The organism is Pseudomonas sp. H1_A03, assembly GCF_054685145.1.
In genome coordinates, this window is sequence record NZ_CP162829.1 from 4,642,179 (window position 1) to 4,655,944 (window position 13,766).

At 60.7% G+C, this 13,766-nt stretch carries 13 protein-coding genes and 1 pseudogene; 7 read left to right on the forward strand and 7 right to left on the reverse strand.

Annotated elements, in window-relative coordinates; all coding sequences use genetic code 11:
• Window positions 1-95 precede the first annotated feature (95 nt).
• Together AB4O35_RS21640 and AB4O35_RS21645 are read left to right on the forward strand one after the other, a co-directional pair.
• Window positions 96-1,097, forward strand: a pseudogene (locus tag AB4O35_RS21640) (cache domain-containing protein); the annotation flags it as partial.
• An 87-nt stretch (window positions 1,098-1,184) separates the two neighbouring features.
• Window positions 1,185-1,952 (forward strand): methyl-accepting chemotaxis protein, encoded by a 768-nt coding sequence (locus tag AB4O35_RS21645; protein ID WP_371905347.1) that lies wholly within the window; start codon window positions 1,185-1,187, stop codon window positions 1,950-1,952.
• 293 nt (window positions 1,953-2,245) lie between these two features.
• Here the strand turns inward: AB4O35_RS21645 and AB4O35_RS21650 are convergent, their stop codons facing one another.
• From AB4O35_RS21650 to AB4O35_RS21660, 3 genes are read right to left on the reverse strand one after another with little or no spacing between them, the layout of a single operon-like run.
• Window positions 2,246-3,022, reverse strand: coding sequence for a nucleotidyltransferase domain-containing protein (locus tag AB4O35_RS21650; RefSeq protein ID WP_065872901.1), 777 nt, complete (start codon window positions 3,020-3,022; stop codon window positions 2,246-2,248).
• On the reverse strand, window positions 3,019-3,498 hold the full coding sequence (locus tag AB4O35_RS21655; protein ID WP_065872900.1) for a P-loop nucleotide/nucleoside kinase family protein: 480 nt from the start codon (window positions 3,496-3,498) through the stop codon (window positions 3,019-3,021). The genes AB4O35_RS21650 and AB4O35_RS21655 overlap by 4 nt, the downstream gene beginning before the upstream one ends.
• Window positions 3,499-3,516: 18 nt before the next feature.
• Window positions 3,517-4,545, reverse strand: coding sequence for an apurinic/apyrimidinic endonuclease family protein (locus AB4O35_RS21660; protein ID WP_065872899.1), 1,029 nt, complete (start codon window positions 4,543-4,545; stop codon window positions 3,517-3,519).
• 239 nt (window positions 4,546-4,784) lie between these two features.
• On the opposite strand from AB4O35_RS21660, the gene AB4O35_RS21665 reads away from it, so the two are divergent.
• The 3 genes from AB4O35_RS21665 (at window position 4,785) to AB4O35_RS21675 (ending at window position 6,912) form a co-directional block, all read left to right on the forward strand.
• Window positions 4,785-5,108: a hypothetical protein gene (locus tag AB4O35_RS21665; RefSeq protein ID WP_065945429.1), complete on the forward strand. Its 324-nt coding sequence runs from the start codon at window positions 4,785-4,787 to the stop codon at window positions 5,106-5,108.
• An 89-nt stretch (window positions 5,109-5,197) separates the two neighbouring features.
• Window positions 5,198-5,623 (forward strand): DUF2231 domain-containing protein, encoded by a 426-nt coding sequence (locus tag AB4O35_RS21670; RefSeq protein WP_065872897.1) that lies wholly within the window; start codon window positions 5,198-5,200, stop codon window positions 5,621-5,623.
• Window positions 5,620-6,912 carry a PQQ-dependent sugar dehydrogenase gene (locus AB4O35_RS21675; protein WP_065880629.1) on the forward strand — a complete coding sequence of 431 codons (1,293 nt, stop codon included), beginning with the start codon at window positions 5,620-5,622 and terminating at the stop codon, window positions 6,910-6,912. The genes AB4O35_RS21670 and AB4O35_RS21675 overlap by 4 nt, the downstream gene beginning before the upstream one ends.
• 37 nt (window positions 6,913-6,949) lie before the next feature.
• Here the strand turns inward: AB4O35_RS21675 and AB4O35_RS21680 are convergent, their stop codons facing one another.
• A complete protein-coding gene (locus AB4O35_RS21680) occupies window positions 6,950-7,852 on the reverse strand; it encodes a LysR substrate-binding domain-containing protein (RefSeq protein ID WP_065909497.1) in 903 nt (300 codons plus the stop codon).
• Window positions 7,853-7,945: 93 nt separating this feature from the next.
• Here AB4O35_RS21680 and AB4O35_RS21685 point away from each other — a divergent pair, with 93 nt between their 5' ends.
• On the forward strand, window positions 7,946-8,923 hold the full coding sequence (locus AB4O35_RS21685; protein WP_065909499.1) for a DMT family transporter: 978 nt from the start codon (window positions 7,946-7,948) through the stop codon (window positions 8,921-8,923).
• On the opposite strand, the gene AB4O35_RS21690 is transcribed toward AB4O35_RS21685, so the two are convergent.
• Together AB4O35_RS21690 and AB4O35_RS21695 are read right to left on the reverse strand one after the other, a co-directional pair.
• Entirely contained in the window at window positions 8,910-10,313 is a 1,404-nt protein-coding gene (locus AB4O35_RS21690) for an MFS transporter (RefSeq protein WP_065872893.1), read from the reverse strand. The genes AB4O35_RS21685 and AB4O35_RS21690 overlap by 14 nt on opposite strands.
• A 143-nt stretch (window positions 10,314-10,456) precedes the next feature.
• Window positions 10,457-10,987, reverse strand: a complete 531-nt coding sequence (locus tag AB4O35_RS21695) for a GNAT family N-acetyltransferase (protein WP_460149271.1) — start codon at window positions 10,985-10,987, stop codon at window positions 10,457-10,459.
• A gap of 184 nt (window positions 10,988-11,171) precedes the next feature.
• Between AB4O35_RS21695 and proP the strand changes: the two genes are divergently transcribed.
• On the forward strand, window positions 11,172-12,644 hold the full coding sequence (proP, locus tag AB4O35_RS21700) for a glycine betaine/L-proline transporter ProP (protein ID WP_460149655.1): 1,473 nt from the start codon (window positions 11,172-11,174) through the stop codon (window positions 12,642-12,644).
• Between the two features lie 112 nt (window positions 12,645-12,756).
• Here the strand turns inward: proP and AB4O35_RS21705 are convergent, their stop codons facing one another.
• Window positions 12,757-13,677 (reverse strand): AraC family transcriptional regulator, encoded by a 921-nt coding sequence (locus AB4O35_RS21705; protein ID WP_065880631.1) that lies wholly within the window; start codon window positions 13,675-13,677, stop codon window positions 12,757-12,759.
• Between the last annotated feature and the right edge of the window lie 89 nt (window positions 13,678-13,766).

Here is a 13,766-nt window from a genome sequence, read left to right on the forward strand (position 1 = left end):
TGATGGTCGTCTCGATGAAAATAAAAAATAAGCTGGTACTGGCATTCGTCTCTGTTGCGTTTATACCGGTAAGCCTGGTGGCTGTGATCTCGGTCATGAACACGCGGACCCAGGCGGTGGATCAGTTTATCGATGGCAGCACCCGGGAGATCCGTCAGATTGATGGCAATATCCGCCAGTTCTTCGACGGCACCCTGCAGAACGTCGATCAAATGGCCACCGATCCTGTATACACATCAGTTAACACGCTGAAAAACTACCAGCCCGCCGACGCGGCCAGCCAGCCCATGCCGGCCGAGGCGCAAGCCGTCATCGACCGATTCGCGCGCTTTGGCGCCACGCACCCAGCGGCGGCGATCCTGTCCATCGGCCTGGAAGATGGCACCTATGCCAAATGGCCGGATGACCCGCAACTGTCCAAGTACGACCCGCGCACGCGCCCCTGGTACAAAGCGGCCATGGCCAGCCCCGGCAAGACCGTCCGTACGCCCGCCTACTATTACGACAAAGACGATGTGGCATTGGTCGGCACCGCGCGGGCGCTGTTGGATAACGGCAAAGCCAAGGGCGTGTTTGTAGTCAGCGTCTCATTGAAAAACCTCACCGAGCTGGTCAAGAGCATCAAGCTGGGTGAAAGCGGCTACGTGATGCTGATCGAAGACGGCGTGGTGCTGGTTGACCCGCGCGACGCCGCCCACAGCTTCAAACCGCTCAAAGACCTGGGCGCCGCCTATGCGCAACTCGCCAACACACCGCAAGGCTCCACCGAAGTGGTCATCGACGGCGTGCGCTACATGGCCAACGTGTGGACCTCCCCCAGCCTTGGCTGGCGCTACATCGGGTTGATCGAGCAGCGTGAAGTCATGGCTGAAGCCACGCGCATGACCTACCTCACCGCGATCATCGTCGGCGTGCTGGTACTGATCTTCGGATTGATTGCCGCAGCGTTTTCCAAGGTCATCGTCAAGCCCATCGGCCAGGTCAGCACGGGCTTGCAGTCCATCGCCGAGGGTGAAGGTGACTTGCGCCACGAACTGCAGGTGCAGGGCAAGGATGAAACCGCCGAACTGGCCGGTTGGTTCAACAAGTTTCTCGCGGCGATTCGCCAACTGATCCAGCATATCGGCGCCGCTTCCGCCAATCTGCAGAACGCCTCCAAGGTCAACAGCGAAGTCGCGCACAACATGAACGAAGCTGCGGGCCGGCAACGTGAGGCGGTTGAATTGGTGTCCACCGCGTTCAACGAAATGGTCGCCACCGCCAACGAAGTCGCGCGCTCATGCAGCGGCGCCGCGGAGTCCGCCGAAAACGGGCACCGTCGCGTGGCAGAGGGCAAGCAGCAGATCGAGGTCACGACCGATAACGTCAACCGCTTGGGCCGCCGTCTCACCGAGTCGTCCCAAGCCATGGTTGAACTGGAGGCCGGCAGCCGCAGCATCAACCAGATCCTCGGCACCATTCGCGCGATTGCCGAACAAACCAACCTCTTGGCGCTCAACGCTGCCATCGAAGCCGCCCGCGCCGGTGATCAAGGCCGTGGTTTTGCCGTGGTGGCCGATGAAGTGCGCGCACTGGCCAAGCGCACGTCAGACTCCACCGGCGAAATCGAGCAACTGCTCGGCACCCTGGAAAACAAGACCCAGGAGGTCACGCAAAAGATGGGCAGTTGCCTGGACCTGTCGCGGGCCAGCGTGTCGTCCATCGAAAGCGCACGGGACAGCTTCGAAGGCATTCAACTGTCAGTGAACGAAATCCGCGACCAGAACCTGCAGATCTCCGCCGCCGCCGAGGAACAACACAGCGTGGCCGAAGAGATCAACCGGCATATCCAGCAGATCTACGACGAGGCCCGACTGGTAGAAAGCCTGGCCAACTCGGCGCAGGACGATTCGGGGCGGTTGTCCAACCTTTCGGATGAGTTGAATGGGTTGGTGGGACGGTTCAAGTCGTAGGATCCGTGGGCCTCGGTTGTACCTGCGAACGCAGCTTTAAGCGGTGACCAAGATAACCGGTGGGAGCTGCTGTTTTAGTTGGATTTCGGTCTTGGCTACGGGCTTGATTTCAGCGGCGATAAAGCTCAAATGTGGGAGCTGTCGAGCCCTGGCGAGGCTGCGAAGGCGGCGGCACTGCCAGCATTTTCATCACCTTACCCACCGCTTTCGCAGCCTCGCTAAAGCTCGACAGCTCCCACAGGGGATCTGCTGTGGTGGTTGGATTTCGCCTATACCGGCGAACGCCAGTAGAACTACGCTTGCTGTGAAACCATCCAGCTCAGAAAGGCCTGGAGTCGGGCTGAGAATTTTTCGCCGGCGGCACTCGGGTTTCGGGCTTCAAACAGGAAGAACGCCACCTGAATCATCATTGTCGGATGCCCCTGGACGAACAGCGCAACGTGCTCTTCGAGTGTCTGCGGCCACGTAGCCGCATCCCGCGAACGGAATACATGGGTCGCCCTGATCAGCTTGCGTGACGCCTCACGCTGCCAGCGAAGCCGTTCCAGCTCGGAGTCGGCGCCTGCGATGCGCGTGAGGTAGGCGGTCAATGCCGTTTCGAAGTCACCGTTCATGGCCAAGGCAATGTCCACCGAAGGCCGAAACCGCTCAATGTGCAGCGCAAGGTCCTCACCCCACACGCATCGGCAATGGTGCTTGAGCCAGAAGCCCCAGCTGTTCCGGTTTTCCGCCGCCACTACTTCCCCACGGCTGCCAATATCGAAATCCACCTTGGTGACTTGAGAATGCCGCCGCTCCAGGTCGCACCGGATCACTTCCAACCCCGCCAGAACCTGTGAAGTCGGCGACTCGCGCAGCACCAGCGTGAGATCAAGATCGGAAACACCCGGGATGGCATCACCGCGCGCCACACTGCCATAGAGGTAGATACCCTCCACTCCCAGCGCTTCCTGCGACAGAGCGGTGCAGGCCTCCTCCAGCAATGGCTGAAACTCACTCTGCACGGACGTTTCGGGGACTGTGAGGATGAAACCTTCGGCGTCGACCCCTTTAAAATGCGCTGCACTCACGAGCGATGCACCTCAATCACCAACCCCTCCTCCTCACTTGGCACACAGAAGTGGCGTGTGATCAGGTCAAACTCGGCATCCGTCGCCGCAAAATCGTGCTCACCGTGCGCATTACGCGCATGCAGTCGGGCGCGGCAGGTGTCGTCGTCCAGTTCCAGATAGTGCAAGCAGTGTGGCACCCCGGCGGCCTGCGCCAGTCCCAGCAGCCACTGGCGGTTAGCCAAGGTGTTGGCCGGAAAATCCAGCACCACGTTGACGCCCGACTCCAGCAAACCTACCACCAGCGGCCCCAACACCCCGCGGATGCGTTGGGCGCAGCGCAGGTAATCCGCCACCGACAAAATTTCACCGGGGTACAACTGAGCGAGCCACTGATCCTCGCTTAACCGCATCGCCGCGTGTTCAGCGCTGAGGGTGCTGGCGAGCGTTGACTTGCCCGACGCTATCTTGCCGCATAGCAGATGCAGGGTTGGCATGAGTAAAGGTTTCCTTTTTTAAACTGAACGTCGCTTGAAATGCTCATAAAACGCCCAAGCTGCCACATTCTTGTCCTTGGACTCCAACATGATGTCGAAGCGATCGAAAAACTGCAGCGCATAGTCGTTGGTCCAGCGGTTCCACATTTGTGCGCTGTGCGCATACAGGTCGCGCTTGGAAACCACCTTCAACAGCGCGTCCATTTCCAGCTTGTGCTCGGCGTCGAAACCGAGCTCCTGCAAGACTTCCTGGGGCTGGGAGTAATGCAGGGTAGGCCGCACGCCACGCCAGCTTTCAATCACGCGGGTGACCCTCTCTGAGTGGGGGTCGATGTACTCGTTTTCATTGATCCAGCAATGGTGGATATCCAGCACCACCGGCGCCAGGTCGGCGACTTGCAGGCAATGATCGAGGCCGTAGGTTTTTTCGTCGTTCTCGAAGGTGATGCAGTTGCGCGCCACTTCCGACAGCCGCGCCCACACCGCACGGGTGCCTTCCACGCCCAGGCGACCGGCGATATGCACGTTGCACTTGAGGTCCTGGAAGCGCCGGCCGTAGCCCATCATGCGGATCATGTCGGCGTGGTATTCAAATTCGGCCAGGCTGTTTTCCACCACGCCGGGGTTTTCCGAACCGAGTACACAGTACTGGCCTGGGTGGAACGACAAGCGGATATCCGAAGCACGCGCCAGTTCGCCGATGGTGGCGAAGCCTTCCACGCATTGACGCTCGATGGCCGGATCCTTGTAAACCGCAGCGACCTTCGGGTGGCTGTAGAACGGCAGCAGATCGCTGCTCAAGCGCAGCATGCGCAAGGTCGGCGGCAGTTCGGCGACATAGGCCAGCAAGCGCAATTGGGCGGCCAGGTTGTGGGTCACCACTTCAACCAGCTTGTCGCGGGCCACGTTAGGCGCTACCCCGTCCATCCAGCGCAGGGTGGTGGTACGCGGGTTGAACGGGCCTTCGATCAGCTTGAGGGCGCTGGCCGACAGCAGGCGTTCGGGATGCTTGTACTGGCATGCGAAGCCGATGCGAGGATGGGGCATGGAAAGGCCTGATGGTAAGCAAGTGTGGGGATTATAGGTGCTTAGGTGGGTAACCCTGCCAGGGGTTCAGTCAGGAAATTAAGTTGAATCCTGGTTTTTGACCGGGGTCATTTATAAAGACGACCACACACTGGAGGTGCTTATGAACCTTGCAATGACCCTCTTCAGCCTGTTTGCCGGCTGGATCGCGATTGTGATTTCGATGATGTGGGGCGTGTTGCGGGTACTGCGCTGGCACCATGCTTAGCACGCCGGACAAACGCTACTTCATAGTCAATGGCCAACTGTGGCGCTGCACTGACCCGACGTTGGACGAAGACACCCGTCAGCGCCTGGTGCACGAGCTGATGGACGCTCGCCGTGCGGTCAAAGCGGCCAAGGCGCACGACGACCCGCAAGCGCTGAAGCTGGCCCGTCAGCACGTGCAGCGCGCCAAAGTCGCACTGGGCGAACGCGGTCCGGTGTGGTGGAGCGACGGCAGTCCGGACTTCAATCGCCATCAGGTCGTCAACACACCCTATGCCGAGTGGTACGAAAAACATCTCGACACCAATCCCCAGTGAACTTTCTGATAAACGAAAAGCTCCTCTCCTATGCGAAGTCACCGCGCCCTGACTCCAGGAGCGCTGAACGATAAGGAGCCGCTACCCCCATGACTACCCTCCCCGCCTACTACGCGACAAGACCTGGCCCGCTGCACTCAATAATGCTCGCCGGCAGCGTGCCGCTGTTTCTGGGTGCACTGCTCAGCGATATTGCCTACGGCCAGACCTACCAGATTCAGTGGGCCAACTTCGCGTCCTGGCTGATTGCCAGCGCGTTGGTGTTCAGTGGATTTGCGCTGTTGTTTTCGCTGGTCAATCTATTGCGCGCCGAGCGTAAATCCGGGCGACCCGCAGTGTATTTCCTGGTGTTGTTAGCCGCCTGGGTATTGGGCCTGGTCAATGCCTTTCAGCATGCCAAGGATGCATACGCCATGATGCCCACGGGCTTGGTGCTGTCGGCGATTGTCACGCTGCTGGCATTCGTCGCAACGTGGATCGGCCTGACTAACCTGCGCTCGGGAGCTGCCCAATGAAAACGTCCAGCACGCTGACCCTATTAAGCGCTGCGCTGTTGCTGACCGCATGCGGTGGCGAAGGCGACAAGACCCAGGCCCGCGGCCCGGACCCCAAGTTGCCGGAACAGCAAAGCAGCCTGCTACCCAGCATGAAGATTGCCGAGCCCGTGCCGTGGGGCGAGCAGAAACCCAAGGTGCCGGACGGCTACAGCATCTCCGCTATCGCCACTGACCTGGCCATTCCACGCCAGACCCTGGTGCTGCCCAACGGCGACATCCTGGTCGCCGAAGGCCGTGGCGGCAGCGCGGCCAAGCTCAAGCCCAAGGATGTGATCGCCAGCCTGATCAAGGCCGAAGGCAACACCAAGGTAAAGGGCGGCAACCGCCTGACCCTGCTGCGCGACGCCGACGGTGACGGCACCTACGAACTCAAAACCGTGTTCGCCGATAACCTGAACGCGCCCTACGGCTTGGCCTTCGCCGACGGCAAGCTGTATGTGGCCAACCAGGATGCGCTGGTGCGCTTCGACTACACCGACGGCCAGACCAAAGCCAGCGGCGCGCCCATCAAAGTCACCGACCTGCCGGCGCAGATCAACCACCACTGGACCAAATCCCTGGCCGTGAGTGCTGACGGTCGCCAGCTCTACGTGGGTATCGGCTCCAACAGCAACGTTACCGAACGCGGCATGGAAGTGGAGATCGACCGCGCGATGGTCTGGCAGATCGATGCCGCAACCGGCGCGCACAAACCTTACGCGACAGGCCTGCGCAACCCGACGGCGCTGACTATTCAGCCGGACACCGGCCAACTGTGGACGGTGGTTAACGAACGCGACGAACTCGGCCCGGACCTGGTCCCGGACTACCTCACCTCAGTGCGTGAAGGCGCGTTCTACGGCTGGCCCTACAGCTACTGGGGCCAGAACGTCGACCCACGCGCACAGCCACAGAACCCGGCCAAAGTGGCCGCCGCGATCAAGCCGGATTACAGCCTCGGCTCCCATGTGGCGGCACTGGGCGTGGACTTTTCCATCGCGCAAATGGGTGAGAAGTTTGCCGACGGCGTATTTGTTGGCGAACACGGCAGTTGGAACCGTGACAACCCGGTGGGCTACAAGGTGATCTTCGTGCCCTTCAGCAACGGCAAGCCCTCTGGCGAACCCATCGACTTTGCCACCGGTTTCCGCGGTGACGACGGCAAAACCCGCGGCCGGCCGGTGGGTGTGACGGTGGACCCGAAAGGCGCGCTGATCATTGCCGATGATTTGGCCAATACCGTGTGGCGAGTAACACGCAACCCCTAGCCGTACACGACAGGGGCGGACAGCGCCCCTGTCATCCTTAATCCTGCAACTGCGCCTCGAGCCAGGCGAGCAGCGCCGCCACTCCATCCCGCCTCCCAGCCGCTTGATGCCGATAAACCGAAATAGCGTCGGGCAAGTGCACGCTCTCGGCGCACGGCCTCACCAGCGCGCCACTTTCAATCAAGCGGCTCGCGGTGCGACGCCAGCCCATGGCAATCCCGTACCCCTCAACAGCGGCCTGCAACATCAGTGGGTAGCTGTCGAACGTGGCACTTCGCGCGTCCCCGGCCAGCCTATGGCCAAACACCTGCAGCCACTCCTCCCACTCCATCAGATGCGGCGGCGGTGCGCTGTGGTGCAAGAACGTATGACGCTGCAATGCATTTAGTGACAGCGGTTGCTCTACGGCCAGGTAGAGCGGACTGCACACCGGAAAGACTTCGTCCGAGGCTGTAAATATCAGCGGATGAGCCCCGCTGGCGCGCCGCGTGCTTTGCAGCGCAACGTCAAAGGGGTCGTTGAATTCAGTCAAGGGTCGAGTGGTGGTCACGACCTGGATTTCGATATGCGGGTATTGCTGGTGAAACGTCGATAAGCGCGGCATCAGCCAATAAAACGCTTCACACAACTGGCAGAGCAGCACCACACGGTTGCTGTGGTGCACCGCGCGCAGGCGGGCGGCGCCATCACCGATGCTGCGCAGCGCCTCGCTGATCACCCGCCCCAGCTCGCGCCCCTCCGGCGTGAGGAACACGGCACGATTGCGGCGCTGAAACAGCTTGATCCCAAGATTATCCTCGAGCCCGCGGATCTGTCGGCTGATCGCGGCCTGGGTGAGGTGCAGCTCATCGGCTGCCTTGGAAAAACTCTCCAGGCGTGCCGCCGCTTCGAAGGGCAGCAAGCTGGCGAGGGGCGGTAGGGTTTTGCCGAGCGTATTCATAATCTTTGGTTATGTATCCAGGGCCGAGAACTCGTTTGTAGCACGGCCGCGCGGCTGGGCACCATGGGCATCCATTACTTGATGGATAACCGGATGAATCCTGCACCCGCGTCAATACTTGTCGGACTGTTCCTTGCTGTGATTGCAACCCTCGGCTGGGCGCTGAACTTCATCACCCCCTACGTGACCGGCGCCTACAGCCTCTACGACCTGATGCTCGTGCGATTCCTGTTCGTCGGCGGGCTGGGCGTCGGTTGGATACTCCTGAGTCGCGCTCATTTGCACCTGATCACGCCTGGCCAGCGATTGCTGGCAGGCGGGCTGGGCGCGTTGGGTTGCCTGGGTTATGGCGTGTGCATCGCCGCCGGCGTGCACTTTGCCGGGCCGGTGCTCACGCCGGCGGTCGTCGGGACGGTGCCGGTGCTGCTCGCGTTGCTGGGCAATGCGCGGCACAAGACCGTCGAATGGCGTCGACTGATCACCCCCTTGTCGTGCCTGATGACAGGGCTGGCACTGTCGAACGTCGGCAGCCTTCATCAACCGTCGTTGAGTGCCGGTTCGTGGTTGTCGGGGTTGTTTTGGTCGCTGGGTGCCGTGGCCTTATGGCTACTGTTCAGCGTGCTCAACCAACAGCACCTGATGCAGTTACCGGCTCAGGCGACCGGGCTTTGGACCGCGCTGATGCTGGCCGGGGCCGGCATCGCTGCGCTGTGCCTGTGGCCGTTCATGCAGGCCCTGGGGTTGCTGAGGCTGCCAGTCCTCGGCGCTGGGCTTGAACAGGCGGCGCCGTTGTATGCCTGGGGCTTGGTGATTGCCGTGATGTCCACCGTGGTCGGCGCCTGGGCCTGGAACGCCGCAACACGTCGCTTACCCATGGTCCTGAGCGGCCAGTTGATCGCCCTTGAATCACTGTTCGCCACCCTGCTCGGCCTGGCGTTCGCAGGCCGGGGCCCGACGCTCATGGAAGCGGCAGGCCTGGCGGCGGTGCTGATCGGCGTGGTGATGGCGGTGCGCATCATCCTGATAGCCAAGCGAGACACCGCCTTGCCCGTGCCAATTACAGGTCAGTGATTTCCTTGTGACGCGGCACCAGTGTCTTCATCACGCTCCAGGCCACCAGGTAGGCCAGTGCGCAAATGGCGAACATGATCATGTAGCCGGTGTGGATGTCGTTGATGGACTTGTAGTAATCGAACACCCAGCCGCCGATCTTGGTCATCACCACGCCGCCCAGGCCGCCGGCCATGCCGCCGATGCCGACCACCGAGGCTACGGTCTTCTGCGGGAACATATCAGACACGGTGGTGAAGATGTTGCACGACCACGCCTGGTGCGCCGACGCGCCCACGCCGATCAGTAATACCGGGACCCAGAAGCTGATGTAACCCAACGGCTGCGCCAGCAGTACCACGAGCGGGAACAGCGCAATCACCAGCATGGCTTTCATGCGGCCGTCATACGGCGCATCGCCGCGCGCCATGAAGTAGCTGGGGAACCAGCCGCCGCCGATACTGCCAACCATGGTCATGCTGTACAGCACCGCCAGCGGCAGCACGATGTCGGGGCCTTTCATACCGTATTGCGCCGACAGGTAGGTGGGCAGCCAGAACAGGAAGAACCACCACACGCCGTCAGTCATGAACTTGCCGAAAGCAAAGGCCCAGGTCTGGCGGTAAGTGAGCAACTTGAACCACGAGACTTTTTTCGCCACTGCGCCAGCGGGTTCAGGCGTGAAGGGCTGCACGGTCTGGTCGCTGCGGATGTAGGCCAGCTCTTCGGGCGACAGACGCTTTTGCTCGTCCGGCTTCTTATAGAGTGCGATCCACACCGCCACCCACACGAAACCCAACCCACCGATCACAATAAACGCCGCTTCCCAGCCCCATAAACCGGCAATCAACGGCACGCAGATAGGCGCCAGGATGGCACCGACGTTGGCCCCGGAATTGAAGATACCGGTGGCCAGCGAGCGTTCTTTCTTGGGGAAGTATTCGGCAGTCGCCTTGATCGCAATTGGGAAGTTGCCCGCCTCGCCAATCGCCAACACTGCACGGGACAGCATGAACCCTGCAATCGACACAGGAATCACTGCCAGCCCAATCGCGCCGCTGATCGCTGCGATGCCCTCGCCCATCGGCACCGAGAACGCATGCATGATGGCACCCGTGGACCAGATGCCAATCGCCACCACGTAGGCTGCCTTGGTGCCGATCTTGTCGACAAAGCGCCCGGCGAACAGCATGGAGATGGCGTAGACAAACTGGAAAACTGCAGCAATGTTGGCGTAGTCGGTGTTGCTCCAGCCAAATTGCGTCGACAACTGCGGCGCCAAGAGACTGAGCACCTGGCGGTCGAGGTAGTTGACGGTGGTCGCGAAGAACAGCATCGCGCAGATGGTCCAGCGATAGTTGCCTACAGCTTGGCCAACGCGATGGGCGTTGATGGGCTCGTTCAAGTTCATGGCATCACTTTTTATTTTTGTTAGGTAGGACATATGTAACGTCATATGTCGTCGTACAACTGCGACTTTTATATCGGGACACCTACACGGTGTCAATCTGAAAGATTGCCCTTTATCGAGGTATTGCGCGGCGATGTGAAAGGTCAGGCAAAAGCAGTTGTAGGATGACAAATGCGAAACACCCGGCTTGGCGACTTGCCCGGCACATCGTCAAGAACGCCGAAGAGCTGCATACCGATCTTTTCCAGCACGCGGATCGAGGCTGCGTGGTCCGGTCGTACCAGGCCGAACACTTCGGGCACGCCCAGGGTTTCAAATGCCAGCGCCAGCGCATCGCGGCCAAGTTCGGTCGCGTAGCCCTGCCCCCAGGCTTCCACTGCAAACCGGTAACCCAGGTTGATGCGCTGTTCGGCCAAGTAGTGGAGTGGCGCGATCCCACCGAAGCCGATGATGTGTTCCGGCGCCTCATTTCGCGCAATCGCCCACCAGCCATACCCCTGAGCGGCCCACTGCCCCAGCCAACGATCCAGCAGGCGTTGCGCCTCGCCGAGGGTGACCATGGGGCCGGCTGGATTAAACAGGTTGGTCTGCGGGTCGCCGAAGATCGCGAACAATCGCTGCACGTCTGCGGGCTGCGGTGGACGGTAGATGAGGCGGGAAAAAGTCGCGGGCATTCAGATCGCTCCGTTGTGAATCGACGAAGTTCAATGCATCTGCAAAAAAAAGCAAATAACGGTGAATTATTTCATGTCCGCTTGTATCTGAACTGACAGAGCGGTGCCATCGCTGCGATGGCACCTCCCCTGTTCTGCTTTAGAGTGCCCCGCATGAAATTACGTAAGAAAAAGCGTCAAACCGATCGGATTGAAAGACATCACCATTGTCGACGACACCAAGGTGCGCAAGGCAATCACCGCCGCCGCACTGGGTAACGCCATGGAATGGTTCGACTTTGGCGTCTACGGATTTGTCGCCTATGTGCTCGGCAAGGTGTTCTTCCCCGACGCCTCGCCCAGCGTACAAATGATCGCTGCACTCGGCACCTTCTCCGTGCCCTTCCTGATCCGTCCCCTGGGCGGCCTGTTCTTTGGTGCACTGGGCGATAAGTACGGACGGCAAAAAGTGCTCGCCGCGACCATCGTGATCATGTCCCTGAGCACCTTTGCCATTGGCCTCATCCCCGGTTATGCCTCGATTGGCATCTGGGCGCCGATCCTGCTGTTGCTGTGCAAAATGGCCCAGGGCTTCTCGGTGGGCGGTGAATACACCGGCGCGTCGATCTTCGTCGCCGAGTACGCCCCGGACCGCAAGCGCGGCTTCCTGGGCAGTTGGCTGGACTTTGGTTCCATCGCTGGTTTCGTCCTGGGCGCAGGCGTAGTGGTACTGATTTCCAGCGTCCTGGGCGAAGCCGAATTCGAAGCATGGGGCTGGCGCCTGCCGTTCTTCCTCGCCTTGCCCCTGGGCATCATCGGCCTGTATCTGCGCCATGCACTGGAAGAAACACCAGCATTCCAACAGCACATGGACAAACTCGAGCAAGGCGACCGCGAAGGCCTGACCCACGGCCCCAAAGTCTCGTTCAAGGAAGTCGCGACCAAGCACTGGCGCAGCCTGCTGACCTGCATCGGTATCGTCGCAGCGACCAACGTGACGTACTACATGTTGCTCACCTACATGCCGAGCTACCTGTCACATAACCTGCATTACAAAGAAAACAGCGGCGTGCTGATCATCATCGCGATCATGGTCGGCATGCTGTTCGTGCAGCCGTTCATTGGCTTTATCAGCGACAAGATCGGCCGCAAGCCTTTCATCATCGCTGGCAGCATCGGTTTGCTGTTCCTGTCCATCCCGGCGTTTATGCTGATCACCAGCGGCAAGATCGGGTTGATCTTCGCCGGCTTGCTGATCCTGGCCGTGATCCTCAACTTCTTCATCGGCGTGATGGCCTCGACACTGCCCGCGATGTTCCCCACCCACCTGCGCTACAGCGCCTTGGCCGCTGCGTTCAACGTTTCAGTACTGATCGCCGGCCTCACGCCAACCGCCGTGGCCTGGCTGGTAGAAAGCACCAACGACCTGTTCATGCCCGCCTACTACCTGATGGTGTTTGCCGTAGTCGGCCTGATCACCGGCCTGACCATGAAGGAAACCGCCAACAAGCCATTGCGCGGCGCAGCGCCGGCCGCTTCGGACATGGAAGAAGCCAAGGAGTTGCTGCAGGAACATCACGACAATATCGAGCAGAAAATCGAAGACATCGATGCAGAAATTGCCGCTCTGGAAGCCAAGCGCCAGAACCTGGTGCAGCAGCATCCGCGGATCAATTAAAGCCTGAACGTGCGAGGTGGCCCCGGCCACCACGCCAATCGAGGGTCACCGCCTCAAATTCTTGCTCAGCGCCGATGAGCGCACCGTGATCGCCGACCTGGAATGGGTTCCGCTAATTTGACGCCCGATCAGCCACCCCGACCTTGCCACGCAGCGCTGCAATATCGCGCTTGGGCGGCACGCCGAACAAGCGGCCGTATTCGCGGCTGAACTGCGACGGGCTTTCATAGCCCACCTTGAACGCCGCGCTGGACACGTCATGGTGCTCGTTCAACATCAAGCGCCGCGCCTCGTTCAGGCGCAACCACTTCTGGTACTGCAGCGGGCTCATCGCCGTCAACTGGCGAAAGTGATGATGAAAGGTCGCTGCGCTCATTTGCACGCGCGCGGCCAGCTCTTCCACGCGCAGCGCCGCGTCGTAGTTGAGCTTGAGCCAGTCGATCGCCCGGGCGATGCGATAGCCCTGCCCGTCGACTGAACATATCTGCCGCAGGCGGCCAGCCTGGTCGCTTTTCAAGAGCCGGTAATGGATCTCGCGCTGGATCAACGGCGCCAGCACCGGAATGGCTTCGGGCTCATCCAGCAACGCGACGAGTCGTGCGAACGACGCGAGCATGCCGTCAGTGACGGTGCCAATCCCCACCCCTTTCAGCACTGCCCGTTCACGGGTCGGTGGCAGCTCGCTCTGGGCAATCAGCTCAGCCAGGATGCGCAGGTCCAGCTTGAACGTCAGCCCCAGGCACGGTTGCTCGGGGCTGGCGGCGATCACTTCGGAGTTGGCCGGGATGTCCAATGAGGTCACCAGAAACCGCGAGGTGTCATACGGATACCCCTCCCCGCCGACCCACAACTGCTTTTCACCCTGGGCCACCAGCACGATGCACGGCTCGACCATGCACACCACCGGTTGCGCGGGCTGCTCCCGTCGATAAAAGCCCAGGCCGGGAATCGGCATGGAGTAGTCGCCGGGCGCGTGCACCCGCGAACCGATGGCCTGGATCAGTACATCCAACGCTGTTTGATTGATCGTCATAACACGCTCGTTCCTCTCTTGACTGGACTTTACCCCGGCCAGCCCGTGGGCGTCCCCGGCAAACCGCAAGACTCAGAGGATCAGGCAAG

Bases quoted from the DNA above. Each gene is read 5' to 3' on its own strand.
- AB4O35_RS21645 (WP_371905347.1), top strand. From the start codon at position 1,185: ATGAACGAAGCTGCGGGCCGGCAACGTGAGGCGGTTGAATTGGTGTCC.
- AB4O35_RS21655 (WP_065872900.1), bottom strand. From the start codon at position 3,498: ATGCCAACCCTGCATCTGCTATGCGGCAAGATAGCGTCGGGCAAGTCA.
- AB4O35_RS21660 (WP_065872899.1), bottom strand. From the start codon at position 4,545: ATGCCCCATCCTCGCATCGGCTTCGCATGCCAGTACAAGCATCCCGAA.
- AB4O35_RS21665 (WP_065945429.1), top strand. From the start codon at position 4,785: ATGCTTAGCACGCCGGACAAACGCTACTTCATAGTCAATGGCCAACTG.
- AB4O35_RS21670 (WP_065872897.1), top strand. From the start codon at position 5,198: ATGACTACCCTCCCCGCCTACTACGCGACAAGACCTGGCCCGCTGCAC.
- AB4O35_RS21675 (WP_065880629.1), top strand. From the start codon at position 5,620: ATGAAAACGTCCAGCACGCTGACCCTATTAAGCGCTGCGCTGTTGCTG.
- AB4O35_RS21680 (WP_065909497.1), bottom strand. From the start codon at position 7,852: ATGAATACGCTCGGCAAAACCCTACCGCCCCTCGCCAGCTTGCTGCCC.
- AB4O35_RS21685 (WP_065909499.1), top strand. From the start codon at position 7,946: ATGAATCCTGCACCCGCGTCAATACTTGTCGGACTGTTCCTTGCTGTG.
- AB4O35_RS21690 (WP_065872893.1), bottom strand. From the start codon at position 10,313: ATGAACTTGAACGAGCCCATCAACGCCCATCGCGTTGGCCAAGCTGTA.
- AB4O35_RS21695 (WP_460149271.1), bottom strand. From the start codon at position 10,987: ATGCCCGCGACTTTTTCCCGCCTCATCTACCGTCCACCGCAGCCCGCA.
- AB4O35_RS21705 (WP_065880631.1), bottom strand. From the start codon at position 13,677: ATGACGATCAATCAAACAGCGTTGGATGTACTGATCCAGGCCATCGGT.